Origin of the sequence: Vibrio sp. Of7-15 (genome assembly GCF_022347565.1) — a bacterium.
Lineage (GTDB): Bacteria > Pseudomonadota > Gammaproteobacteria > Enterobacterales > Vibrionaceae > NORP241.
Map to the genome: position 1 here is coordinate 40,031 of NZ_JAKRGH010000024.1, position 23,709 is coordinate 63,739.

Here is a 23,709-nt window from a genome sequence, read left to right on the forward strand (position 1 = left end):
ACTACTCCTTATTTCACCAAGTCTCTTACCCAAGGACGATGCCCTTCACGAGCTAGAATTTCATTTCTAAAACGAATAAGAGTCACTGTACCGAAAAAAGTTGCAAAACCGACAATATTTAATAATAACGGCCACAACATATCTGATGAAATGGATGGTTTGTCAAACTTAGTAATAGTGGCTCCCTGATGAAGGGTATTCCACCACTCAACAGAAAAGTGAATAATAGGTAAATTGATCACACCCACAATAGCCAAAATTCCAGCAGCTTTTGCCGCTATACGCTGATCATCAAAAGCGCTATAAAGAGCCATGACACCTAAGTAAAGGAACAATAAAATCAGCTCAGAGGTTAAGCGAGCATCCCATACCCACCAAGCACCCCACATAGGTTTACCCCATACAGCACCAGTAAGTAAGGCAATAAATGTGAATACCGCGCCAATAGGTGCCATTGCTGCCGCTGCCATATCAGACAGCTTTAATTGCCAAACTAACCCAATAAAGGCAGCGATGGCCATCGACATATAAGCACCCATTGACCAGATAGCGGCTGGAACATGAATGTAAATAATTCGGAAACTGTCACCTTGTTGGTAATCAGCAGGAGCAAATGCAAGCCCCCAAATCGTACCTGTAACCAAACTCAAAAAAGAGATAACGGCGAACCAAGGGAGCAACGTACCGCATAAACGGTAACATTTTTCCGGTTTAGCGTAAGGATGAAGCCACTTCCACATTGAATGATCTCACTTGCTAAGTTGTAAAAATAATAAGTTGTAAAAATAATAATTAGTTTACGCTGACTCGTAATGCCGCACTAACAGCAAATGGAGCCAACGTTGCAGAGCCCATCAACATTGCGCCAAGTAAAGCGAGCTGCCCGTTAAAAGCCATACCTAAACTAGCGGCGTCGATTGCTGATGTTGCAAAAATTAAAATGGGAATATATAAGGGTAAAATCAGCAAACTTAAAAGAACACCACCTTTTTGCAGCCCGACTGTTAATGCCACTCCTATCGCCCCTAAAAAGCTTAATGTAGGCGTACCCAATAACAATGTTAAGACTACTGCCTTCCAAGTTGCCCAGTCTAGTGAGAGTAACACAGCTAATAATGGACTTATCAATAACAATGGTAGGCCAGTCAACATCCAGTGAGCTATGATCTTGGCCAAGACTAAAACAGATAATGGGGTCGGCATGAGCATTAATTGCTCAAGTGAACCATCAGAAAAGTCATCTCTAAATAAACGCTCAAGAGATAATAAAGCGGCTAGTAATGCAGCCACCCAAACAATGCCCGGTGCGATTCGAGCTAAAAGGTTTGGCTCTGGCCCCACTCCTAATGGAAAAAGCGTGATGACAATAATAAAAAACCAAATAGGATTCAGTACATCAGCCTGACGACGAAACGCAATCAGTAACTCTCTACGTATAACTTGAACCAGTGATTGCAACATTTAATCACCCAAACGAATTTTTCGAAGATTACCACTATCGGTAAACATATCTTGGTGTGTGGTAAGCAAAACCATTCCCCCTTTCTGGGCATGTTCTGCAAATAAAGACTCAAGAACTTTGACACCTTGCTTATCAATAGCAGTTAATGGTTCGTCTAAAATCCATAATTTATGTTTACTGATCCATAAACGAGCCAATGCAACCCTTCTTTGTTGCCCAGCTGACAATTGTCCTGCTGGCACATCTTCCCGTCCAGCTAAACCTACCCGCGCTAATGCATCCCAAATCATTTGAGGTTCAGGCTTATCATGCATTGCCTGATAAAAAGCCAAGTTTTCAAATGCGGTTAGCTCTTTTTTCACTCCAGTATGATGCCCAAGAAACAATAGTTCTTGGTGAAACTCTTCACGCGCAGACTGAATCGTTTCATCTTTCCAATACACCTCACCAGTATCAGACTGGCCTAAACCAGCAATAATTCGTAATAATGTGGTTTTCCCCGCCCCATTTTGTCCTTCAATTTGTACAAGTTCCCCGCTTGTAATTGAAAAGTTGAGGTCTTCAAAAAGGATTCTTTCATCCCGAATACAGCATAAATCGCGAACTTCTAGCATAAAACGCAGCGTATCTGACAGAAATTTTCAGGCATTTTATCACAGCCAAAAGTTAGATAGTTAGATATAGAACAAGTAAGATATGTGATATGGGTAAGCAAATGTGACATTTATGAAAATATCAGTACAGGGGAATAGCTCTCAGGTTCATAACTTAACAAAAACACCTGAAACAGCTAAAAAATCAAGTACTTCTTTAGAGGTAAGCGTAAAAGAGAACCTTTCTCAACAAACGAATATCCCTAAATTGATGACCCTACTCTCTCAAATGAACATTCTAAAAAATGTCTCTTCATTACTTAACGCTTTACCTATTAAAGCGCAGCAAGAGCTCAAATTCATTTTGCTGCAATTAACAATGCCTACGGATCCCAAAAAGCTACAGCAGTGGCTTCAGCAACGCCCAGGGGATAAAGTTCTTGCTCAGGTATTAACAGAATTTAAACTCGCTGAACCCAAGCAATTTAAAGCATTATTGCTAAGCTTACAGCCTGAAACAAAATCCGATTTACAAGCACTCTTACGATTACATGCGGAGCACCGATACGCCGAAACCAAGCAGTCTTTAGATCAACCTATTTTAATTTCGTTACCCCAAACAGAACAAAAGAACCCTATAGAACTAACCCTGAAGCGCCATACAAATAAGCATTCAACAAAAAGTTCGGAAGCAAGCTGGGAAATATGCCTTCATTTGCCAATAGAGAATCACGGTTTTTTACGGGCAACAGCCACTTATAAAAATAAGCAAATCGGTTTACTGTTTGAAACGGATACATCATCCATAAAAAAACTAACCGAAACCAATCTTCCCTTATTACTCAAACGAATAGAAATGCAGGGAATAAAATGCAACGAATACGGTGTTACTATGACTCAACAACTAACTCCTCTCAAAGATAAAATTCCGACAGGTTTACATATTGAAGTTTAACCGCTGAAGGAAAGCTAAAAGTGAAGAAAAAATCTGCTGTTGCTATCGGATATGACGGAATATCAACGCCTACGGTAAAGGCTAGAGGTGTTGATCACGTTGCCGAAAACATCATTGAACAAGTAAAACAACAAGGGGGGTTAATCCACCAAGATCCAGTCTTATCTCAATGGCTAGAACATCTGAATATTGGTGATGAAATACCACAAGAGCTGTATTTAGTAATTGCAGAGCTAATTGCTTTTGCATGGATATTGGAAGGAAAAACCCCTCCTGGGTGGGAAGGGGTTTCAAAAAAAGTATAACAAGACGCGTAGTATATTATCGGACTATATCTTCTTCATCACTTAAAGGTGGGATAGTCTGCTTTCCAGCTAATTTACCTTTTAAAGACATCATTAACTCAGCTTCAGCTTTTGGAAGTTCACATTCTTCCATTAGCTCTGTAACATCAGCCCCAAGTTGAACCATCTTACTCGCACGAGAATACAGTTTGCTGTCGGTATCAACCATTTCGAGTTCATTTAGGCGCTCAGCAAGCTCTTGAGATTGTGTACCTAAATCATTGACCGTTTGCCCCAAGTTTATAGACGCCGTCCTGAACTCAGTAAACTGCTTTTTCAAACTATCCACTTTTTGGCTACTGGTAGAAATTTCTTCTCTCAACTCTGATAGCTCAGCGTTAAGGTTGCCTTTTTCATTCATTTTTAATTTAAGTAAATAAATACAAATAACAAATGAGATGACCGAAAGTACCAAAGGTAACCATGTCAGAAATAAATCAACCATTATAAGTGAGCCATTTCGTCCCATTCATCATCAGACAGTAGCTTATTAAGGTCGACAAGAATCAAAAGCTTACCATCACGGTTACTCACACCCTGAATAAATTTGGCGCTCTCATCTGTACCAACACTCGGTGTTGTGTCAATTTCAGATGAACGTAAATAAACAACTTCAGCAACGCTATCAACTAAAATACCAATCACCTGACGTTCTGATTCAATAACGATGATACGTGTATTGTCTGTGGTTTCACCTTGCATTAAACCAAAGCGAGAGCGAGTGTCGATAACAGTAACAACATTACCACGCAGGTTAATAATACCTAAAACATAGTCCGGTGCACCTGGAACAGGGGCTATTTCAGAGTAACGAAGAACCTCACGAACTTGCATTACATTAATGCCATAAGTCTCTTCTTCCAGCTGGAAAGTCACCCACTGAAGAATTTCATCGTTATTCTGATCTTTTCTTACTTCTACTTCATTGCTCTGTGACATTCTGTATCCTCTTTACGCTATCTCACTCCATACCCTTAACGTCCAAACCGGCATTAAGCATGGCAATAAGGGCCTCAACATGAATTAAGGCGCACATTTTTTCTTTAACCATTCCCGCTAACCAAGGACGCTTTCCAGCGTTTTCTCGCCAACGGACTTTGTCACTATTTATAGACTCAGTACCTGATAATTTAAAACAAGCCAAGCCCCAATTACTATCACCAAGCATCACAATATAATTGTAGTTTTCTTGATGATCATCATTATCAATTTTTTCAGGCATCACCCATTTAGCCGTATCAACGACATCAAGTTGGGCTTCTCGGCTACTTTGCAAGCCAAGATACCAGCTAGGACGACCTATTAAATGACTTAATTCTGTAATTTGATGAATACCACCAAGCTCAGCTAATGGCACTGCAAAAGTAACACCATTTACCTCAAAGTAAAGAATCTGAAAATCATTTTCATGTTCAATATTGTGCCATTTCTCAGGAGGCGCAGATCCCATGTCCATTTCTGGCTCTGGCTCTGGCTCTGGCTCTGGCTCTGGCTCTGGCTCTTCAAGAATGACGTCAGGTTCTGTAATTGTCCAATCTTGAATTTCATCAATAACATCAGCAACAGGTTTAACTTCCGTAGCTTCTTTTTTTTCTAAAGCTGCAGCTTGTGCCTCTGCAAAAGCAAGATCCAGTTCATCTTCGGCATGATCTTGCATATTCTCAAGTTGGCTTAGTAACTTCTGCACGTCCTCAAGCTGAGGAACATCAAAAGCTACAGCGTTTTCTGCAACTTCCATTTCCTGTTGAGGTTGAAGTTGAGGGGTCAGACCATAATCAATATGCTCCGAGTATTCTAAATGAATACTGTCTTCACCATATTCAGGTGAACTTTTATCTGCTTTTTCTACATGATGTTGATGCTCATCAGAAGAAGCCTGTACCGTTTCATGTTCAGCGAACAGATCATCATCTCCTAACAAGGAAGAAAAATAATCATCAAGTGCTTGTTCACTGGAAAGACTCTTATTATCGCTCATTGAGCTCTAACCGCTCTAGGTAATTAAGTAATGTTTTATAAGCAAAAACGCCACGACAGTTTTTTGAAAAATAAGATGGTGGCATCCCTTTCATGCTGGCATCCCGAAACTTCGTATCAACAGGAATTGCAGATGCCCAAACTTGATCAGGAAAACGCTGTTTTAGATCTAATAGTGTCTGTAACGATGCTTTTGTACGTTTATCGTACATTGTCGGAACAATAGTAACCTGAAAGGGCGATTGCTTTGATTTTTGCATTATTTGCAGTGTTCGTACCATTCTTTCCAACCCTTTCATGGCCAAAAATTCAGTCTGAACAGGAATTAATATACGATCACTTGCTGCTAATGCATTCACCATCATCACACCTAAAATTGGTGGGCAGTCAATTAATACATAATCGTAATCATGCTCTAATGCTTTCAATGCTCGCTTTAACACAAGCCCCATACCGCCTTTTGTTCCCATTACTCGATCAAGAGTAGCAAGAGACATATGAGCAGGAATTATATCAATACCTTCATACTCAGTATGCAGGATCATAGGAGCAACAGACTCCCTATCGATCGTTTTTAACTGAAAAAGATCAAACAAACTTTTAGGAAGATTATCGGAATCATAACCTAAATATGTTGTAAGGGAGGCATGTGGGTCCGTATCAACTAACAGAACCTTTTTATTTCTTTCGCTGATTAAGCCAGCTAAAGATACTGTTGTCGTTGTTTTACCAACGCCTCCCTTCTGATTGGCTATACTCCAGACAATCACTAATTCACTCCTAAGCCAATCCAACTTCTACAAGGATTCGCTCAGAGATACGATCCAAAGGAAGATCTTCTGTTGAGATCCCAGCTTTTGCTACCGCTTGAGGCATGCCATACACAACACAACTCTGCTCATCTTGAGCCCAAACAGTAGAACCAGCAGCCTTAAGCATTCGTGAGCCTTCTCGCCCATCTGCTCCCATGCCCGTTAAGATCATTGATAGTACTTTATCGTTATAAATCTTAGCGGCGGACCCAAAGGTCACATCTACACAAGGCTTATAATTCATACGCTCGCCACCGTCGATAATACGCAAACGAGATGAACCTGGGCGTCCTTCAACCATCATCTGTTTTCCACCAGGGGCTAAATACGCACAACCTGCTTTTAACCCATCGCCGTCTTCCGCTTCTTTAACTTGGATCTGGCACAAGTTATTTAAACGAGCAGCAAACGCAGCAGTAAATGTAGCAGGCATATGTTGCACTAAGACGATTGGGTAAGGAAAGTTTGCCGGAATCTTAGTTAAAATTTTCTGTAAAGCGACAGGACCACCCGTTGAAGTTCCGATAGCCATCAGCTGGTATTTCTTACCAGAAGCTTTAAAACGTGCGCTTGCTGATTTAACAGGCTTAGCCGGCGCTCCACCACTTGCTGGTCTCAATGCTGAGGCCGTACTTCTTTGTTGAGGTTCAACTTTGGTTCGTGCTGCTGGAACTCGAGGTACTGAGCGCATAAACGCTTTCTTTCTCGCTATCTCCGCTACACGCTTTTGCAATAATTGAACAGCCTCATCACGATTACGTGCAATATCTTCAAACTTTTTAGGTAAAAAATCTAACGCACCAGCGTCTAAAGCATCCAAAGTAGCTTTAGCACCATCGTGAGTAAGAGATGAGAACATCAAAATAGGCGTAGGCGCCACTTTCATGATCTCACGTACTGCCGTAATTCCGTCCATCACAGGCATTTCAATATCCATTGTGATGACATCAGGTTTTATTTGTTGTGCTTTTTCAATCGCTTCTTTCCCGTTAGTGGCTATATCGACCACTTCTAAACGGGAATCACCATTAATAATTTCGCTCACACGGCGACGAAAGAAACTCGAATCATCAACAACTAGTACTTTTATTGCCATGATCCGTCCTTAGTTTAAGTGAACACGTGTCGCGTACTGTTTCAGTAAATTTGGTACATCTAGAATAAGTGCAATATGACCATCACTCGTAATTGTTGCACCAGCCATACCCGGAGTCCCTTGCAATAACTCATCTAAAGGCTTGATAACCACCTCTTCTTGACCAATAAGAGTATCAACAACAAAACCGACTCGCTGACCACCTAGTTGAACAATAACAACATGTCCGTGTCCTGCTCTTTCACTGCTTTGACTAGCATTTGGTACCAACCAACGCTGCAAATAGAATAAAGGAATAGACTTTTCACGAACGATTATCGTAAGTTGACCATCAACCGTATTGGTTTTCGTTAAATCAAGGTGGAATATTTCATTCACACTAGCCAATGGTAGCGCAAATGGCTGTTTCGCAACACCGACCATCAATGTTGGTAGAATCGCTAAGGTTAATGGCACTTTAATCGTAATACGAGTACCTTTACCCATTTCAGAGTCAATATCGATAGAGCCGTTTAACTGATTAATGGCAGTCTTTACAACATCCATCCCTACACCACGCCCAGAGATGTCAGAAATCTCTGTTTTGGTTGAAAAACCAGGGGCAAAGATCAGGTTATAACATTCTTTATTCGATAATCTTGAAGCAGCATCCATGTCCATCAAACCACGGTCAACAGCAATATTACGCAACTTATCTGCGTCCATACCACCGCCGTCATCCACGATGCTGAGTTGAATATGATCACCTTCTTGAGATGCCGCGAGAATAACTTTACCAGTTCGCTCTTTACCTGCTTTAACTCGCGCATCTGGCATTTCAATACCGTGGTCTACCGAGTTACGAACCAAGTGAATAAGTGGATCCGCAAGCGCTTCTACTAGGTTTTTATCTAAGTCGGTTTCTTCACCTTTCATCTCTAACACGATATCTTTTTTCAAGCTACGAGCTAGATCTCGAACAACTCGAGGGAAACGGCCAAACACTTTCTTGATTGGCTGCATACGAGTTTTCATTACTGCGCCTTGCAAGTCAGCAGTAACAACATCTAAATTGGAAACAGCTTTTGACATTTCCTCATCGTTGCTGTTCAGGCCAAGGCTAACTAAACGGTTACGAACAAGAACTAGCTCACCAACCATATTCATGATGGTATCAAGCGTCGAGGTGTCAACACGTACTGTAGCTTCTGCTTGCGGCTTAGGCTTATTATCTTTAGCTGCTGGTGCTTTTGCGGCAGGAGCGGCTGCCTTCGGCGCAGGTTCTGCCGGTGGTTTCGCTTTAGGGGCAACAGCCTTAGGTTTAGGTTCCGCTTTAGGTGCCGCAGGTTTCGGCTTCTCAGGAGCTTTAGGTGCGGGAGCTTCAACCGGAGAAGCAACGTTTTCAGATGCGGGTTTTACCGCAGCATCCAACTCTTCAATGCTAGGGCCTTTACCTACACCATGCAGTTGATCTAACAATGATTCAAATGCATCGTCAGTCATTAAATCATCATCACCAGCCAATACTTCATCAATAGGCTTAGGCGTACTTTGTGATGATGTTGGAGCAGGAGACTCTGAAGCAGCTGCTTGCGCTCCTGGGCCTTGTCCTGAACCATGTAATTCATCTAATAGACGCTCAAATTCATCGTCTGTGATATCGCCATTATCAGCCGAAGAAGCACCCTCTACTGTAGGCGGAGTTACTGGAGCACTTGCAGTAGGAGCTGAAGGTTGACCACCTGGGCCGCCACCTTTTCCGTGTAGTTCATCAAGTAAACGTTCAAATTCATCTTGGCTAATGTCATCAATTGAATCATTGCCAGAAGCCTCAGAAACAACTTCAGGTGCTGGCTCTGGAGCAACGTCTTCAACCACTTCAGGTTCAGGAGCCTCTTCGACAACTTCTACTTCTTCAGCAACTTCATCTTCACTTTCAGGCTTACACAAGCGATGTAATTCATCTAGTAAACGTTGTTCAGCAGGCTGTAAAGGTTCTCTTTCCTGTACAGCCTGAAACATAACGTTAACTGTATCTAATGTTTCAAGAATCGTATCCATTAGTTCCGCAGTTACACTACGTTGACCGGTTCTTAAAATATCAAATACATTCTCCGCACCATGACAGGCATCAACAAGCTCCGTTAAAGAAAGGAAGCCTGCGCCACCTTTAACTGTATGGAACCCACGGAAGATTGCATTAAGTAAGTCGGAGTCTTCAGGGCTTTGCTCTAGCTCAACTAATTGCTCAGAGAGCAGCTCCAAAATTTCACCAGCTTCAATCAAAAAGTCCTGCAGAATATCTTCATCTACTTCAAAGCTCATATCTTACCTCTAGAATCCAAGACTCGATAATAAATCATCAACGTCATCTTGCGACGAAACCGCATCTGAACGCTCATGAGCATTCATGATTGGTCCTTCAGCTTTGATGCCATCGGAGACAATTACTTCATCTGGCTTCTCTGTTTGTTCCATACCAAAGGCCGTTAAAATTTCAACAAGCCTTTCTTCAACTTCACTAACAAGAGTGATTACCCGGCGGATGATTTGCCCGGTTAAATCTTGAAAATCTTGAGCCATCAAGATTTCAGTTAACTGGCTACGAAGTTCAGAACTATCACCTTCAACCTGCGTTAATAGTTCGTCAATATTATGACAAAGGGCTTTAAACTCTGTCAGTTCTATACGCCCTTGCATTAAGCAATTCCATTGAGGCCGTACTTGCAGCAGGCACTCATGTAGATTATCCGCAATTGGCAATGAACGATCTACTGCGTCCATTGTTTTATTCGCTGCAACCTCTGTTTTATCGATTACATAATGTAAACGATCTTGTGCATCAGGGATCTCAGCTTTGGCAATTTCGGACATTCTCTGATCAAGTTTAAAACTAACCAATGAGTCATGTAGTTCACGAGTTAATAACCCTATTTCTGTAAACATAGGATTATTATTGGCATCAGAAACAATACTATTTAGTAGAGCATTGGCTTCTTCTTGCTGCTCATTTTCTAAAAAGGCAACAAGCTGCTTGGCTTGATCGAGTGAAATCATGCTTATATATTATCCTTCAGTACACCAGATGGATAAACCAGTCAAAAAAGAGAACTATAAACGTTCAAAAATTTTGTCTAATTTCTCTTTAAGCGTTGCAGCCGTAAATGGCTTAACAATATATCCATTAACCCCTGCTTGCGCAGCTTCAATGATTTGCTCACGCTTAGCTTCAGCAGTAATCATTAGCACTGGTAGATGTTTTAGTTCATCGTCAGCACGGATGGTTTTAAGAAGGTCGATCCCCTGCATTCCAGGCATGTTCCAATCGGTTACGACAAAGTCGATACCGCCCTTTTTAAGGATTGGTAATGCCGTTAAACCATCATCCGCTTCCTGGGTATTGTTAAAGCCAAGGTCACGAAGTAGGTTTTTTACGATACGACGCATTGTCGAAAAGTCATCAACAATGAGGATCTTCATATTTTTATTCAAAGTCGCCTCCAGTGAGGTCACAAATTACTAGACTGAAAGTGTATTATTGTGCGGTCCACGCACTTAATTTAGCACGTAAACGTTGCATTGCTTGGCTATGTATTTGGCATACTCGCGATTCGCTAACACCAATTACAGCACCAATCTCTTTTAAGTTAAGTTCTTCATCGTAATAAAGAGAAAGAACTAAAGCCTCTCTTTCTGGTAGCGTTTTAATTGCTTCAGTAAGAGATGACCGAAAGTTATCATCGGCAACACCTTGGAAAGGAAGATTTTCATTACTAGACTCTTCGGTCGTAATCGCATCTTCTGTTACTCCAAGGTCTTCCATTCCAACTAACCGACCGCAGTTTACATCATTGAGCATTTGATGGTACTGCTCAATTGACATTTCGAGGTATTCTGCCACTTCTATATCAGTTGGATCACGCCCTAACCGGCCTTCTAGCTCATTAATTGCACTATTTATTAAACGGCTATTTTTATGAACTGAGCGAGGGACCCAATCACCACGACGAATTTCGTCTAGCATAGAGCCCCTAATTCGAATACCAGCATACGTTTCAAAACTAGCACCTTTACTTGGATCATAGTTTTGCTGGGCTTCAAGTAACCCAATCATTCCTGACTGGATCAAATCTTCAATTAATACGCTCGGAGGTAAACGCCCCATCAGGTGATGAGCAATACGCTTTACAAGATCCGAGTATCTTTCTAAGAAAGCTTGAGGGCTCTTATCCGAGCTCTTAAACTGATTGTAAGTTAACGCTTTACTCACCAACACGCTCCCCAACAGCGTCATTTCTTAGCAATAAGCGTTCCACAAAAAATTCTAGGTGTCCACTAGGATTCTTAGGAACAGGCCAGGTCAACGCTTTGTTCGCTAAAGAGCAAATCGCTAAAGATGCTGGAGAACGAGGGAATGCTTCAACAACAATCTTTTGCTTCTTAACAGACTGCCGCACTTTATCATCCATCGGGATACACGCGACCAGTTCCAAATTTGCATTTAAAAAACGCTCAGTTACTAACGTTAGCTTAGTAAATAGTTCACGCCCTTCACGGTAACTTCTTACCATATTTGCAACAATTTTAAAACGAGGAACCTGATACTCTCTGCTCAATATCTTAATTAAAGCATAAGCATCAGTAATTGACGTAGGTTCATCGCATACAACAACAATAACATCTTGTGCAGCTCGTGAAAAACTGATGACCATGTCCGAAATACCAGCAGCCGTGTCTACAAGTAATACGTCTAGTTCATCTTCTAAACTGCCAAAAGCACGAATTAGCCCAGCGTGTTGTGCTGGTGTTAATTCTGCCATGGATTGAGTCCCCGATGCGGCAGGGATAATTTTCACACCAAATGGGCCTTCAACGATAGTGTCTTTTAATTCACACTCACCTGCTAATACATGGCCAAGATTTTTTCTGGCGCGTATTCCTAACATTACATCAATGTTAGCTAAGCCTAGATCAGCATCCAACACCATGACTTTTTTTCCTTGGCGAGCCATAGAGAGCGCTAAACCAAGGGTTACATTCGTTTTACCGACACCACCTTTGCCGCCAGTTACCGCAATCACTTTAGTTGATGTTGGCTGTGTAAGGCGACGGAGGCCGCTAGCTTGATCTTGCATTATTGTCTCAATCATAAGTATCCGCCGCTGGTGATTCATCTTCATCGCTATTCCAGAAGTGTGTATCTTGTTTTGACTCCTGTTCTAACAATTCATTCGCGCGATTCACCAGATATTTTGGTTTTGCTAATACGATATCTTCAGGTACACGTTGACCATTTGCGATATAAGCAATAGGAAGTGCATTTTGAATAACAACGTTAATTAGCTCACCTAAACTCAACGATTCATCCAGTTTCGTTAATACACATCCCGATAATGGGATACGCCTAAAGTGCTCAACTGTTTCCTGTAAAACTTTACGTTGTGATGTTGCTGGCAGCACTAAAAAGCTACGAATTTTAGCACCACTATTTTGCATTAACGTATCAAGCTGCTCGGACAAGCGAACATCACGCTGCCCCATTCCTGCGGTATCTACTAAGATTAGCTTACGATGTCGAAGCTGATATACAGTATCGGCCAATTCATCGGCATCTTTAACCACTCTTACTGGACAACCTAAAATACGACCATAGGTCGCTAATTGTTCATGAGCACCAATACGATACGTATCCGTGGTAATTAGAGCGACTTGGCTTGATCCATAATCCATTGCCGCTCTTGCTGCTAACTTAGCAATGGTGGTCGTTTTACCAACACCCGTTGGTCCAAGTAAAGCAACAACCCCACCTGTATCTAAGATATTATCTTTCGTCGTAATAATTTGATCTGACAGCAACTCTAATAAAGATCGCCAAGCTTGATTAGCTGGAATATCTTCTGGAATGTAACAAGCTAACTGATCAGCTAATTCATCCGATAAACCCATTTTAACTAAACGCTTGATTAACATAGCTCTTAGTGGTTCACGTCGCTCCACCTCTTGCCACATCAACCCAGAAACTTGATGTTCTAAAAGACGACGAATAGACGTCATCTCATCACGCATACTTTCTAATTCTTGGTTCTTTTTATCTTCAGCTGCACGATTACGTTCAAAACGAGTTGGATCTAACTGAGGTTTATGAACTTCAATATTTTTATCTTCAGCAATCAAAGATGCCAATCCAGGATTATGCTGGATGGCCTTTGTCATCTCAGACGTTGAGTTTAATGCCTGCTGATTTTGAAACTTTGATTGACGTCTTAACAAAGCCGTTAATGAGTCAACTTCTGGTTCAGGATCCTTCGCTTGATGAGTTTCCGCCTCAGGTTTACGCCCGTTGTTATCGCTGTATTGCTTTAACATATTGGCGAAACGACGAGTCATCGAACCACCCTTTTGAATATCAACTTTATCATTATCTAAATTGCGCTCAGATAAGTGATTACTGAGTTGATTTTCCGGCGAAGCCGCTCCTGCCGCTGCACTAGGTTTTCGTTGTTGATCAGAATCAATTGCCGCAACAATTTCAACACCACCAGTGACCTTTTTATTCGACATAATAACGGCATCAACGCCAAGTTCTTCCTTAACTTCAACTAAGGCTGAACGCATATCTTTTGCAAAAAATCTCTTTATTTTCAAAGCCGTTTATCCTGCGTTAATCAGTTAACGCGATAGTTAATTGCCGACAGCCTGAACAATACGAATTTGCTTCTCATCCGGTATTTCTTGGTAAGAAAGTACACGGAGACTTGGAATCGTATTCTTCACAAACTTAGCTAAAGTAGAACGTAACACACCTGATGTTAGTAATACTGCTGGCTCCCCTTTTAGCTCTTGCTCTTGAGTGGCTTGTGTAAGGGAAGCTTGTAGACGCTCTGCCAGCCCTGGTTCTATACCTGTGGATTCTCCACCTGACGCCTGCATAGTCTGATGCAATATTTGTTCCAACTCAGGAATCAACGTAATAACAGGCAGCTCAGGCTCTATCCCATTGATTTCTTGAACTATTAAACGCTTTAAAGCAATTCTGACGGCAGCAGTAAGAATGTCAGGTTCTTGACTCTTTGCTGCATATTCGGATAAAGTTTGAACAATTGTTCGAATATCTCGGATTGGAATCGCTTCATTAAGCAAATTCTGTAGCACTTTAACCACCACACCTAAAGGCAGCTGATCCGGAACAAAACCTTCGACCAACTTAGGAGCTGAACGTCCCAGCATTTCCACTAAGTTTTGTACCTCTTCATGACCTAAAAGCTGCGATGCATTGTTGGTTAGAAGCTGGCTTAAATGTGTTGCAAGCACGGTTGCAGCATCAACAACTGTATAGCCAAGAGCTTGTGCGTGCTCTCGCTGCTCTTCATTAATCCAAACTGCTTCTAATCCAAAGGCCGGATCAAACGTTGGCTCACCTTCAATCATTCCATACACTTGTCCAGGGTTAATCGCTAATTCTTGATCAGGACGGATTTCTGCTTCACCACCAGCAACCCCCATTAAAGTAATCCGATAGCTATTCGGCGGTAACTCTAGGTTGTCACGAATATGAACAGCAGGAACAAGGAAGCCAAAATCTTGAGAAAGCTTTTTACGTACCCCTTTCACACGATCTAATAGCTCACCACCCTGATCACGATCCACCATTGGTATTAAACGGTAACCAACTTCTAAACCAATCACATCAACAGGTTGAACATCATCCCAAGATAAATCCTTTTGGGTAGGCTTGGCCAAATCGGTTGGAGGTGCTGCTTTCTTCTCTTCCGCTTTATTCTGTTGCTTTTTCACCAAGTAATACGAGCCAGCACCAGCAATAGCGGCCAAAAGTAAAAAAGCAAAGTGAGGCATGCCTGGTACAAGCCCCATTACTGTTAATATCCCTGCCGTTATCATTAACGCTTTTGGGTTATTAAATAGTTGGAAGAAAACTTCTTGTCCCATGTCTTCGTCAGTGTTTTGACGAGTTACCATGATCGCAGCAGAAATGGATAGCAAGAGGGATGGGATTTGGGCAACAAGACCATCACCAATAGTTAGCAAGGTATAAATTTGAACCGCATCACCAAAACCAACATCATGTTGGATCATACCAATGCTTAGGCCACCTAAAATATTAATGAAGAGAATCAAAATACCCGCAATGGCATCACCCTTTACAAATTTTGATGCACCATCCATTGAACCGTAAAAATCAGCTTCTTTGGTAACTTCGAAACGACGAGTTCTTGCTTGCTCTTGATCGATCAGGCCAGCGTTCAAATCTGCGTCAATCGCCATCTGTTTACCAGGTAACGCATCCAAGGTAAAACGAGCACTTACCTCTGAAATACGCCCTGCACCTTTGGTGACAACCATAAAGTTAATGATCATCAAGATTAAAAAGACCACTAAACCAACAGCATAGTTACCACCGATAACAACGCTACCAAACGCTTCAATTACTTGACCAGCAGCTCCTGAGCCCTCATGACCATATAATAAAACCACACGCGTAGAAGCTACATTCAACGCTAAACGTAACAAGGTAGCAATAAGCAATACGGTAGGGAAAGCAGCAAAATCCAATGGTCTTCGGGTATATACCGAGACTAAAAGTACCACCATCGCCAAAGCAATGTTAAAAGAAAACATGATATCCAGCAGAAATGGTGGCATGGGTAACACCACCATTGCTAACGCTGCGAGAACCAAAACTGGCGCACCGATAGCAGGCATGGCTTTTAATTGCGATAAGGGCAACTTATCCGAGAAAGGAACAGCTAGCTTCATGGTTTGAGATACTTAATAGTCAGAAGAATTTTCAATAGCAGCCATATACCATGACTGCTTCACTAATAAATCCATGAAAAGCAAAAATCAAGCCACTGTTAACAGTCAAAAATCTGTCACTAAAAAAAGAGCTTCAAGCAGAATGAATTACTCTATCAACGTCGGTATTCTGGTGGTATAGGTAAATTATCTTCCATTAAGACAGGTTTCTCGCCACCTTTACGTCGGTACTGCTTTAATTGGAAAATATACGCCAATATTTGGGCAACCGCAGTAAACAAGCCGTCAGGGATCTGCTGCTCTAGTTCCGTGGAATGATACAGTGCTCGAGCCAGTGGCGGAGCCGGGATAATAGCAATCTCATGCTCTCGTGCTATCTCTCGTATTTTAAAAGCCACATGATCAATGCCTTTCGCAACAACGACAGGTGCTTTATCTTGATCGTGCTTATAACGCAGTGCAACAGAAAAATGCTCCGGGTTAGTAACTACCACATCCGCTTGTGGGACATCCGCCATCATTCGTCGTTGTGCCATTTCCCTTTGCAACATTCGAATACGCCCTTTAACTTCGGGCTTACCTTCCATCTCTTTGTATTCGTCTTTAACTTCCTGTTTTGTCATTTTCAACTGCTCTGCGTGCTGCCAGATTTGAAAAGGAATATCGATAGCAACTACTACAAGCAAAGAGCAGCTAATAAGCAGTATAAACTGCAATAGAATCTCTAAAGCATGGAAAATATTGGCGGGAAAAGTATCTAGGCTCAACTGGAATAAGTCAGCTTTACTGGCATTCACCAAATAAAATGCAACACCAGCGACCAAGACAACTTTCAGAATAGACTTAACCAACTCAACCCAGCTTTGAAGGCCAAACATACGCTTAATACCACTCAGAGGGTTCATTTTGGATAACTTGGGCCTAGCAGCTTCAGCAGAAAAGCTAACACCACCCACACCAGCAGCGCCAATTAACCCTGCAATAAAAAGCGTAATAAGAACCAAAGACAGAGGCAAAACCAAATGACCTAAAGCCCCCCATATGATTTCAACCAATACTCCCATATCGTAAATTTCTTCACGAGAGATCGTAAAAAAGCGCCCCATAACAGAAAATAACGCGCGTCCTAGAGATTCCCCAAACCACATGAGCGAGATCGCACCAAGTACTAATACCGAAACAGAAGCGAGCTCTTTTGAACGTGCAACTTGCCCTTTTTCTTTTGCTTGTTGAAGCCGCCTGGGCGTTGCGTCTTCTGTACGTTCTTGACCGTCTTGTTCTGCCATGGCAGCCTCCGTTACCTTTCTCTAAGCGACGCTAAACTAACAATCTAACCGGATCAGACTACATAGCTGCGTCTCTCCCAACTGCCAATGCAAATCATAGTGTGCGTACATCCCTAATAGTATGTACCAACATAAGAACAAACCAACTAACAAAGCAAATGCAAAACCCAATGAGAAAATATTCAGCTGTGGTGCTGCACGTGTCATTACGCCAAATGAAAGGTTAACAGTTAATAATGCAATAATGCCGGATAAAGACATACTTAAAGAGGCTTTAAACATGATCCCAAGCCATGTTGCCATTGAATGAAAGTCTATGGCTGTCAGTCTACCTGTTCCTATTGGCAGTGTTTTAAAGCTAATAACCACAAAATTGATCATCTTTAAATGGCCATCAGTAGACAGAAAAAACATCGTTGCCAAAAACATGAATAGCTGCCCTAACAATGGGGTATTCTGTCCATTCGCTGGATCTACCATGGAAGCAAAACCCAAACTCGATTGCATACCCAATATCTGCCCGAGTAACACAAACGTCTGAATAATAAACTGGGTCACCATTCCCATGGACACGCCGATTAATATTTGCTCTGCCGTCGTCAGAAAGCCTTTAAATGACAGTAATTCAATCTCCTCAGGAACCGCAGGAATTGAAGGCATCACTGCAAATGTCACCGCAAGCGCTAAGAACAACCGAATCCTAGGCGATACAAAACGCGCCCCAAATACCGTCATGACCATCATCATGGCCGAGATACGCGTAAATGGCCAAAAGTAATTGGCGATCCAGCTTAAGATAATATCTGCGGGGTATTCCATCATTAACTTAAAATAGCAGTAGCGGGATCTGTTCCACTAAGTTAAAAAAATACTCCATCAGCATACGTGTCATCCAATGGCCAAATGCCATCAATGCTAATAAAGTAACGATTAAACGTGGTAAAAAACTCAAGGTTTGTTCGTTAATTGACGTTGCCGCCTGAAAAATAGCGACAATCAAACCAACCAATAAACTAGGAATAATAATTGCGCATACCATGATCAAAACCATGTATAGCGCCCCTTGGAAGAGTTCCGTAAAATGCTCTGGAGTCATGACTAATTCCTAGCTCTACGTGCCGAAACTACCAGCCAGCGTAGATAATATAAGGTTCCAACCATCCACTAATACAAACAGCATCAATTTAAACGGCAGTGATACAATCATAGGCGAAAGCATCATCATACCCATGGCCATCAGAACCGAAGCAACCACTAAATCGATAATAAGAAATGGTAAAAACAGCATAAAACCTATTTGGAAAGCAGTTTTCAGCTCAGAGGTTATAAACGCTGGGATCACCACAGTCATAGGGACATCTTCAGGATTTACCGCTGTCACCCCAGCCATGTTTACAAACGTTTCTAAATCTTTAACTCGTGTTTGCTTTAACATGAAATCTTTCAAAGGCCCCTGAGCTGCGGCAAAAGCTTCTTTTGCTGGCATCTCATCATTAATGTACGGCTGAACCGCTGTTTGGTTAATTTGCTCAATGACAGGAGACATGATAAATAGCGTCAAAAATAGAGCAATACCAACAATTACCTGATTCGATGGTGTTTGTTGTAAACCCATAGCCTGACGAAGAATCGACATCACCACCACAATCCGAGTAAATGACGTCATTAAGATAACCATTGCAGGTAAAAAACCTAGAATGGTCATCATGGCCAAGATTTGTAGATTTACTGAGTAATCTTCCCCGCCACTTGCGTTCGTTGTCATGGTAAAAGCAGGAATACCACCACCAGACGAACTACTTTTAATTAGACTTTTGGATGCACCTTCATCTTTTTCCATCGCCGAAACGGTAATGTTTTCAGCCCCAGTTGCCGATGTAGGAATCGTCTTTGCTAAATCATTATCAGCAAAAGCCATGGAAGTCGTGAAAAAAAAGAGGATGGCAACCAAACTGGTCACAACAATATTATTTCTGATCATTTTTGGTCATTATTTGGCTTAACTGATGAGAAAATGAAGTGCTTGGGCTACCTTCATCAACGATTGGGGTTTCTAACTTACTCAGCAAATTAATATTCGTTGCTGTTACACCAACAAGAAGTTGCTCGTCGCCAACTTGAATCAGAACAATGCGCTCTTTCTGCCCTACTGCAAGCTGCCTAATTACCTTCATTGAACCATTATTACCACCCACACCCGGAAGCTGCATTTTTTTCAAAACCCAAGCTAGAAATAAAATAAGGGCAACAACAAAGAGTAGAGACCCTAGTGTTGCTGCCAAATTTAAATCAGGTGTTGCGGAGAAAGCAGGTAAAGGGAGGCACACAAGAAGCCAAAAAAATTTCATATCCCTTAACCTTTACATTAACGCAGCTTTTTAATTCGCTCAGTCTGACTGATTACATCTGTCAATCGAATACCAAATTTGTCGTTCACCACCACAACTTCACCATGAGCAATCAAAGTGCCGTTAACCATCACATCTAGTGACTCACCCGCAATTCTGTCTAACTCAACGACAGAACCTTGGTTTAATTGCAGTAAGTTTCGAATGCTGATGTGTGAACGCCCTACTTCCATTGAAATAGTGACTGGAATATCAAGGATAGTGTCAAGTTTTCGACGCTCATCTTCAGTGATGGGCTTTTCATCAGTTGAAAACTCTTCAAGCGGTGCTGGCTTTACCTCATCAGAAGAAGCTTGTGCATCTGCGTCTTCACTCAAAGCTGCTGCCCACTCATCAGCCATCTGCTGTTCATTTGGATCCATTTTATTTTACCTATCTATTAATCATCAGATGATTCGTCATCATCATCCAAATCGAAGAGAACATCTTTACCCAAAAATGCCAAATCAGTTTTCACCATATCTGGACGTTTAATTTTCTCAGAAATTCTCAGAGCGACTTTATCTCCAGAACGTCCCATTTTCGCACGGTATGTTGGTAAATCTTCTACAAAAACAGTGGTATACTCTGGAACCTCAATAGGGATCACATCCCCTGGCTCCATTTCCATCAAGTCTCTTAATGACAGATCAACATCCATTAGTTTTGCTTTTAATTCAACAGGAACATCCATGATTTCGTCACGCAGCGCTTTACTCCAGCGTACGTCCGTATCCATCTTGTCACTTTGAACACCAGCATCAAGCAACTCACGAATCGGTTCAACCATCGAATATGGCATAACAACATGAAAATCACCGCCGCCGCCATCGACTTCAATATGGAATGAGCTCACTACAATAACTTCTGTTGGACTCACAATGTTTGCCATGGTTGGGTTTACTTCAGAGTCTAAATATTCAAACTCAACCCCCATAACAGGCGACCAAGCTTCTTTGTAATCTTCGAAAACAAGCTTGAGCAACATCTGTACAATTCGACGTTCTGTTGGTGTGAATTCACGGCCTTCAATTTTTGCGTGAAAGCGGCCATCGCCACCAAAAAAGTTCTCAACCAGAATAAAGACTAAACGTGCTTCCATGGTAATTAACGCCGTGCCTTTAAGTGGTCTGAAACGTACCATGTTGAGACTGGTTGGAACATAAAGGGTATTTTGGTATTCACCGAATTTAATCATTTGAACACCATTAATGGACACTTCCGCCGTTTTTCTTAGCATGTTAAACAAGCTAATACGCATGTGACGTGCAAAGCGCTCATTAATCAGTTCGAGGGTCGGCATGCGACCACGAACAATTCTATCTTGGGATGAAAAATCGAAAGAGCTAGTAGGTTTCGCTTCTACTTCATCCCCACCGCCCATCTCTTCTTCTACATCGTCAACACCATGTAGAAGAGCATCAATTTCATCTTGGGTTAATAGATCACTCACAATAAACCTATTGCATTACAAAGTCGGTAAATAATACTTTTTCGATAACAGGCTTACCGGTTAATTTGGTAAATGCTGCCTGAATATCACCTTGAGCCTGATCCCTTAGCTCAATACGTCCACGCGGTGTTCTTAATTGCTCAACGGTTGCCGCACCAAATGTTGAAAGTAATGAGCTCTCAATTAGCGGTGTATGCAAATTAGCAATTTCTTCGTTTTGATCACCACGAGTCATTAGCTGGACTTTAATTTGCACCAAGCGATCCTGTCGATCCCCTGTTACATTAAAAATAAATGGTTGAGGAAGATTTATATATAATGCAGGACCTGTCGGCAAAGCAGGAGCCATTTCTGCAACGTCTTCCATTTCTGTACTTTCATCGCCTGACAAAAAGAAAAACCAAGCTGCAGCGCCACCACCACCAAGTACAATTAAACCAATCAGAATAAAGATGATTAACTTTTTTTTGCCCTGTGGTGCAGCTTCTTGATCTGCCATATTATGTCCTTAAACCTTATATCAATAAATTCTGATCAAGCGTAAAAGCTGATCCCTTGTTTTGGTTGTTCAACCTCTAACGACAACTCAGTTGCTTGCTGTTCATCATCAAGGTGAGACTCTGCCGCATATTGATCATCCCCATGATCGTTTTTCTCTGCGTAACCTTGTTGAGATTGCCCTGAGCTTTGCTGCTGAACGCTAGTATCAGCTAGCTGAATCCCTTGCTGTAACATCATCTCGCGCAATCTAGGCATTGCTTGATCAACAACATCCCTTGCTTGTCCATTGGCAACGGTAAATTGCACTGATGCCTGGTCGTTATTCATAGATAACCGAATTTGCATTCGCCCAAGTTCAGGGGGATCTAAACGAATATCTACATGCTTTAAGTTTTTAGACAGCATAAGGTTAATTCGCTCAGAAAGCTTTTCGGTTGCTTGCTCACGAGTTAATTGTAATGGTGCTTGCTGTACCATTTGTGCCTGTACTTGCTGCTCTGTACGAGTTTGCTGTAAGGCTTGTGTTCCCTGTAAGCCAGCTAATGCCGACAGCTGTTGGTTCAGCCCATCTGGCAGAGGTTTACCAGATGAATCTAATACTTCTTTTTTATCAACTGCTGTCATACCTAAAGCTGCAATATCTATTTGGCCTTTTTCAAGCGCAGCAGAAGGAATGGCTTGAGCGCCAAGCTTATGCGCCTGAGGTAAGCTCACACTTTGTAAGTCTTTCGCGGACAATTCTTGGCTGGGCAAGTTTTCTGGGGTCACAGAAGCCGAAGCTGGTGAATTTGCCGAACCAGACATATGTCGTTGTAATGAAGCAGGCACATCCAGCTCTTTCGCAGCAATTCCCCCTAAAGAAGCAACCGTTAATGGTGTTTCCCCTTCAACAGAAATCTCTTGAGATAAAGGCTCTGTGCTACCTAGAGCGGTTTGCTTCACCGCTGATAAAGGAGTCCCATCGGTAGAGACCCTGGTAGTCTCCACTGGACTTACACTTTTTCCGGCCACCGATACTGTAGAAGATACACCTAATGCAGATCCAGTTTCAGCCAATTCTGAAGGTTGTGAACTTTCTGGGGTCACAGAAGTCATGACTGTCGAATTGGCCTCCGCTTTTTCTACTTTCACAGATTGCGGCAAAGAATTGCCTTTGGTTAAAGTATTATTCGCTTCATTTAAACGATTTAGCACTTCATTGCCTTCAGCCATTGCAGCACTACGCTCTGCATCTGAAGAAGCAAGCTCGACCTCATTATCGTCTAGCGTTGCTTTTTCAGTTTCAGCGAGTGTTTCTTCTTTGTTCTGCTCAGCCTTTTTGATTTCTGCAGCTTCGGGCTCTTTACTCTCTACAGTTTCAGGAGCTTTGCCCTCTTTTTCACTGACATCAACACTTTTTAGTTGTTGCTCTTGTACTTTCGTTGATTCCGACTCAGAGGGTTGCTCTGAATCCCAAATAAGGTCTTTCAACTCCTGCAAAAAACTGCCTTCATCAATTTGAACGCTATCTGCAGCTGAAGATGCACTTGGTGTAACTGTCGTTTTTACTGCAGCATCAGATACTGATAGGTTTTGCAAGTTCATCGGTACTCTCTTTCACAACGTAGTAAACTAGGACAAAAGATACTTCTGCAATATTTGGGCCACCATATCAGTTTGAACGGCGAGCAAACTGTAAAGTAGCAAGTTCATCCATTAGCTTCTGCTCCTGTTTATCAAGAGCAGCTTGCTTTTCTTTGGCTTTTTTTTCTATCATCCATTCATAAGAACGACGTTGCTTACGTACTTCTTGCCAATAGTGCTGACAGTTATCTACTTGAGAAACAAAATGTTCTTCTGCACTCTTCTGCTTAGTAAGTGTTTCATCGAGTTGCACTAAAAACTTATTGAGATGGCTGTATTGACTCGCTGTTAGGCCTTTCTGTCCTCGCTCCACCAGCTGCTTACAATAATCCAATCGGTATTGCTCAATTTGAGCTAACTGCTGATAATAATTATCTAATTCCATACGAGCAGAGCTTAACGCTAATATCGCCTGTTGCTCTTTCTCTTTTGCCTGTTCAAGTAGGAAATCAAATGCATTATTCAT

27 protein-coding genes are annotated in these 23,709 nt (G+C 41.9%); 2 read left to right on the top strand and 25 right to left on the bottom strand.

The window, feature by feature from the left end:
- Nucleotides 1-8: 8 nt before the first annotated feature.
- Genes MHO82_RS19855 through ccmA form a run of 3 tightly spaced genes read right to left on the bottom strand, consistent with a single transcriptional unit; the run spans nucleotide 9 to nucleotide 2,076 of the window.
- A complete protein-coding gene (locus MHO82_RS19855) occupies nucleotides 9-740 on the bottom strand; it encodes a heme ABC transporter permease (protein ID WP_239186783.1) in 732 nt (243 codons plus the stop codon).
- A 52-nt stretch (nucleotides 741-792) separates the two neighbouring features.
- Complete coding sequence (gene ccmB, locus MHO82_RS19860; RefSeq protein ID WP_239186786.1) at nucleotides 793-1,461, bottom strand: heme exporter protein CcmB; 669 nt, start codon at nucleotides 1,459-1,461, stop codon at nucleotides 793-795.
- On the bottom strand, nucleotides 1,462-2,076 hold the full coding sequence (gene ccmA, locus MHO82_RS19865; RefSeq protein ID WP_239186789.1) for a cytochrome c biogenesis heme-transporting ATPase CcmA: 615 nt from the start codon (nucleotides 2,074-2,076) through the stop codon (nucleotides 1,462-1,464).
- Between the two features lie 112 nt (nucleotides 2,077-2,188).
- Here ccmA and MHO82_RS19870 point away from each other — a divergent pair, with 112 nt between their 5' ends.
- Both MHO82_RS19870 and MHO82_RS19875 read left to right on the top strand, forming a co-directional pair.
- Nucleotides 2,189-3,010, top strand: coding sequence for a hypothetical protein (locus tag MHO82_RS19870; RefSeq protein ID WP_239186792.1), 822 nt, complete (start codon nucleotides 2,189-2,191; stop codon nucleotides 3,008-3,010).
- 20 nt (nucleotides 3,011-3,030) lie between these two features.
- Nucleotides 3,031-3,315 (top strand): EscU/YscU/HrcU family type III secretion system export apparatus switch protein, encoded by a 285-nt coding sequence (locus tag MHO82_RS19875; protein WP_239186795.1) that lies wholly within the window; start codon nucleotides 3,031-3,033, stop codon nucleotides 3,313-3,315.
- A gap of 16 nt (nucleotides 3,316-3,331) precedes the next feature.
- Here MHO82_RS19875 and MHO82_RS19880 read toward each other — a convergent pair whose 3' ends face one another.
- The 22 genes from MHO82_RS19880 to fliJ all read right to left on the bottom strand — a co-directional run bounded on the left by MHO82_RS19880 (nucleotide 3,332) and on the right by fliJ (nucleotide 23,709).
- Nucleotides 3,332-3,799 (bottom strand): DUF2802 domain-containing protein, encoded by a 468-nt coding sequence (locus tag MHO82_RS19880; RefSeq protein WP_239186798.1) that lies wholly within the window; start codon nucleotides 3,797-3,799, stop codon nucleotides 3,332-3,334.
- The gene (locus MHO82_RS19885) at nucleotides 3,799-4,293 is read right to left on the bottom strand and encodes a chemotaxis protein CheW (RefSeq protein ID WP_239186801.1); all 495 of its coding nucleotides are present in this window, start codon (nucleotides 4,291-4,293) and stop codon (nucleotides 3,799-3,801) included. The genes MHO82_RS19880 and MHO82_RS19885 overlap by 1 nt, the downstream gene beginning before the upstream one ends.
- A 22-nt stretch (nucleotides 4,294-4,315) precedes the next feature.
- On the bottom strand, nucleotides 4,316-5,332 hold the full coding sequence (locus MHO82_RS19890) for a chemotaxis protein CheW (protein ID WP_239186804.1): 1,017 nt from the start codon (nucleotides 5,330-5,332) through the stop codon (nucleotides 4,316-4,318).
- A complete protein-coding gene (locus tag MHO82_RS19895; RefSeq protein ID WP_239186807.1) occupies nucleotides 5,322-6,101 on the bottom strand; it encodes a ParA family protein in 780 nt (259 codons plus the stop codon). The genes MHO82_RS19890 and MHO82_RS19895 overlap by 11 nt, the downstream gene beginning before the upstream one ends.
- A gap of 10 nt (nucleotides 6,102-6,111) precedes the next feature.
- On the bottom strand, nucleotides 6,112-7,239 hold the full coding sequence (locus MHO82_RS19900; protein WP_239186810.1) for a chemotaxis response regulator protein-glutamate methylesterase: 1,128 nt from the start codon (nucleotides 7,237-7,239) through the stop codon (nucleotides 6,112-6,114).
- A 9-nt stretch (nucleotides 7,240-7,248) separates the two neighbouring features.
- Entirely contained in the window at nucleotides 7,249-9,543 is a 2,295-nt protein-coding gene (locus MHO82_RS19905) for a chemotaxis protein CheA (protein ID WP_239186813.1), read from the bottom strand.
- 9 nt (nucleotides 9,544-9,552) lie between these two features.
- Entirely contained in the window at nucleotides 9,553-10,275 is a 723-nt protein-coding gene (locus tag MHO82_RS19910) for a protein phosphatase CheZ (RefSeq protein WP_239186816.1), read from the bottom strand.
- Between the two features lie 54 nt (nucleotides 10,276-10,329).
- A complete protein-coding gene (cheY, locus tag MHO82_RS19915) occupies nucleotides 10,330-10,698 on the bottom strand; it encodes a chemotaxis response regulator CheY (RefSeq protein WP_239186905.1) in 369 nt (122 codons plus the stop codon).
- Between the two features lie 55 nt (nucleotides 10,699-10,753).
- Nucleotides 10,754-11,488 carry an RNA polymerase sigma factor FliA gene (locus MHO82_RS19920; RefSeq protein ID WP_239186819.1) on the bottom strand — a complete coding sequence of 245 codons (735 nt, stop codon included), beginning with the start codon at nucleotides 11,486-11,488 and terminating at the stop codon, nucleotides 10,754-10,756.
- Nucleotides 11,481-12,368: a MinD/ParA family protein gene (locus tag MHO82_RS19925; RefSeq protein WP_239186822.1), complete on the bottom strand. Its 888-nt coding sequence runs from the start codon at nucleotides 12,366-12,368 to the stop codon at nucleotides 11,481-11,483. The genes MHO82_RS19920 and MHO82_RS19925 overlap by 8 nt, the downstream gene beginning before the upstream one ends.
- Complete coding sequence (gene flhF, locus MHO82_RS19930; RefSeq protein WP_239186825.1) at nucleotides 12,361-13,863, bottom strand: flagellar biosynthesis protein FlhF; 1,503 nt, start codon at nucleotides 13,861-13,863, stop codon at nucleotides 12,361-12,363. The genes MHO82_RS19925 and flhF overlap by 8 nt, the downstream gene beginning before the upstream one ends.
- A 36-nt stretch (nucleotides 13,864-13,899) precedes the next feature.
- Nucleotides 13,900-15,993 carry a flagellar biosynthesis protein FlhA gene (flhA, locus tag MHO82_RS19935; protein WP_239186828.1) on the bottom strand — a complete coding sequence of 698 codons (2,094 nt, stop codon included), beginning with the start codon at nucleotides 15,991-15,993 and terminating at the stop codon, nucleotides 13,900-13,902.
- A 155-nt stretch (nucleotides 15,994-16,148) separates the two neighbouring features.
- A complete protein-coding gene (flhB, locus tag MHO82_RS19940; protein WP_239186831.1) occupies nucleotides 16,149-17,279 on the bottom strand; it encodes a flagellar biosynthesis protein FlhB in 1,131 nt (376 codons plus the stop codon).
- 36 nt (nucleotides 17,280-17,315) lie between these two features.
- On the bottom strand, nucleotides 17,316-18,098 hold the full coding sequence (gene fliR / locus MHO82_RS19945) for a flagellar biosynthetic protein FliR (RefSeq protein ID WP_239186908.1): 783 nt from the start codon (nucleotides 18,096-18,098) through the stop codon (nucleotides 17,316-17,318).
- A gap of 7 nt (nucleotides 18,099-18,105) precedes the next feature.
- The gene (fliQ, locus tag MHO82_RS19950; RefSeq protein WP_239186834.1) at nucleotides 18,106-18,375 is read right to left on the bottom strand and encodes a flagellar biosynthesis protein FliQ; all 270 of its coding nucleotides are present in this window, start codon (nucleotides 18,373-18,375) and stop codon (nucleotides 18,106-18,108) included.
- A gap of 15 nt (nucleotides 18,376-18,390) precedes the next feature.
- Entirely contained in the window at nucleotides 18,391-19,260 is an 870-nt protein-coding gene (gene fliP, locus MHO82_RS19955; RefSeq protein ID WP_239186837.1) for a flagellar type III secretion system pore protein FliP, read from the bottom strand.
- On the bottom strand, nucleotides 19,247-19,627 hold the full coding sequence (gene fliO, locus MHO82_RS19960; protein WP_239186840.1) for a flagellar biosynthetic protein FliO: 381 nt from the start codon (nucleotides 19,625-19,627) through the stop codon (nucleotides 19,247-19,249). The genes fliP and fliO overlap by 14 nt, the downstream gene beginning before the upstream one ends.
- 17 nt (nucleotides 19,628-19,644) lie before the next feature.
- Nucleotides 19,645-20,049, bottom strand: a complete 405-nt coding sequence (gene fliN / locus MHO82_RS19965) for a flagellar motor switch protein FliN (protein WP_239186843.1) — start codon at nucleotides 20,047-20,049, stop codon at nucleotides 19,645-19,647.
- A gap of 17 nt (nucleotides 20,050-20,066) precedes the next feature.
- A complete protein-coding gene (fliM, locus tag MHO82_RS19970; protein WP_239186846.1) occupies nucleotides 20,067-21,119 on the bottom strand; it encodes a flagellar motor switch protein FliM in 1,053 nt (350 codons plus the stop codon).
- A gap of 7 nt (nucleotides 21,120-21,126) precedes the next feature.
- Nucleotides 21,127-21,618 carry a flagellar basal body-associated protein FliL gene (gene fliL / locus MHO82_RS19975; protein WP_239186849.1) on the bottom strand — a complete coding sequence of 164 codons (492 nt, stop codon included), beginning with the start codon at nucleotides 21,616-21,618 and terminating at the stop codon, nucleotides 21,127-21,129.
- Between the two features lie 35 nt (nucleotides 21,619-21,653).
- On the bottom strand, nucleotides 21,654-23,204 hold the full coding sequence (locus MHO82_RS19980; RefSeq protein ID WP_239186852.1) for a flagellar hook-length control protein FliK: 1,551 nt from the start codon (nucleotides 23,202-23,204) through the stop codon (nucleotides 21,654-21,656).
- Between the two features lie 67 nt (nucleotides 23,205-23,271).
- On the bottom strand, nucleotides 23,272-23,709 hold the full coding sequence (fliJ, locus tag MHO82_RS19985; RefSeq protein ID WP_239186855.1) for a flagellar export protein FliJ: 438 nt from the start codon (nucleotides 23,707-23,709) through the stop codon (nucleotides 23,272-23,274).

Bases quoted from the DNA above. Each gene is read 5' to 3' on its own strand.
- fliN (WP_239186843.1), bottom strand. From the start codon at position 20,049: ATGGATCCAAATGAACAGCAGATGGCTGATGAGTGGGCAGCAGCTTTG.
- flhA (WP_239186828.1), bottom strand. From the start codon at position 15,993: ATGAAGCTAGCTGTTCCTTTCTCGGATAAGTTGCCCTTATCGCAATTA.
- cheY (WP_239186905.1), bottom strand. From the start codon at position 10,698: ATGAAGATCCTCATTGTTGATGACTTTTCGACAATGCGTCGTATCGTA.
- MHO82_RS19925 (WP_239186822.1), bottom strand. From the start codon at position 12,368: ATGATTGAGACAATAATGCAAGATCAAGCTAGCGGCCTCCGTCGCCTT.
- MHO82_RS19855 (WP_239186783.1), bottom strand. From the start codon at position 740: ATGTGGAAGTGGCTTCATCCTTACGCTAAACCGGAAAAATGTTACCGT.
- MHO82_RS19890 (WP_239186804.1), bottom strand. From the start codon at position 5,332: ATGAGCGATAATAAGAGTCTTTCCAGTGAACAAGCACTTGATGATTAT.
- MHO82_RS19900 (WP_239186810.1), bottom strand. From the start codon at position 7,239: ATGGCAATAAAAGTACTAGTTGTTGATGATTCGAGTTTCTTTCGTCGC.
- fliQ (WP_239186834.1), bottom strand. From the start codon at position 18,375: ATGACTCCAGAGCATTTTACGGAACTCTTCCAAGGGGCGCTATACATG.
- fliJ (WP_239186855.1), bottom strand. From the start codon at position 23,709: ATGAATAATGCATTTGATTTCCTACTTGAACAGGCAAAAGAGAAAGAG.
- fliP (WP_239186837.1), bottom strand. From the start codon at position 19,260: ATGATCAGAAATAATATTGTTGTGACCAGTTTGGTTGCCATCCTCTTT.
- MHO82_RS19870 (WP_239186792.1), top strand. From the start codon at position 2,189: ATGAAAATATCAGTACAGGGGAATAGCTCTCAGGTTCATAACTTAACA.
- fliO (WP_239186840.1), bottom strand. From the start codon at position 19,627: ATGAAATTTTTTTGGCTTCTTGTGTGCCTCCCTTTACCTGCTTTCTCC.
- MHO82_RS19980 (WP_239186852.1), bottom strand. From the start codon at position 23,204: ATGAACTTGCAAAACCTATCAGTATCTGATGCTGCAGTAAAAACGACA.
- MHO82_RS19910 (WP_239186816.1), bottom strand. From the start codon at position 10,275: ATGATTTCACTCGATCAAGCCAAGCAGCTTGTTGCCTTTTTAGAAAAT.
- ccmA (WP_239186789.1), bottom strand. From the start codon at position 2,076: ATGCTAGAAGTTCGCGATTTATGCTGTATTCGGGATGAAAGAATCCTT.
- fliR (WP_239186908.1), bottom strand. From the start codon at position 18,098: ATGGAATACCCCGCAGATATTATCTTAAGCTGGATCGCCAATTACTTT.
- MHO82_RS19885 (WP_239186801.1), bottom strand. From the start codon at position 4,293: ATGTCACAGAGCAATGAAGTAGAAGTAAGAAAAGATCAGAATAACGAT.
- MHO82_RS19880 (WP_239186798.1), bottom strand. From the start codon at position 3,799: ATGGTTGATTTATTTCTGACATGGTTACCTTTGGTACTTTCGGTCATC.
- flhB (WP_239186831.1), bottom strand. From the start codon at position 17,279: ATGGCAGAACAAGACGGTCAAGAACGTACAGAAGACGCAACGCCCAGG.
- ccmB (WP_239186786.1), bottom strand. From the start codon at position 1,461: ATGTTGCAATCACTGGTTCAAGTTATACGTAGAGAGTTACTGATTGCG.
- MHO82_RS19905 (WP_239186813.1), bottom strand. From the start codon at position 9,543: ATGAGCTTTGAAGTAGATGAAGATATTCTGCAGGACTTTTTGATTGAA.
- fliL (WP_239186849.1), bottom strand. From the start codon at position 21,618: ATGGCAGATCAAGAAGCTGCACCACAGGGCAAAAAAAAGTTAATCATC.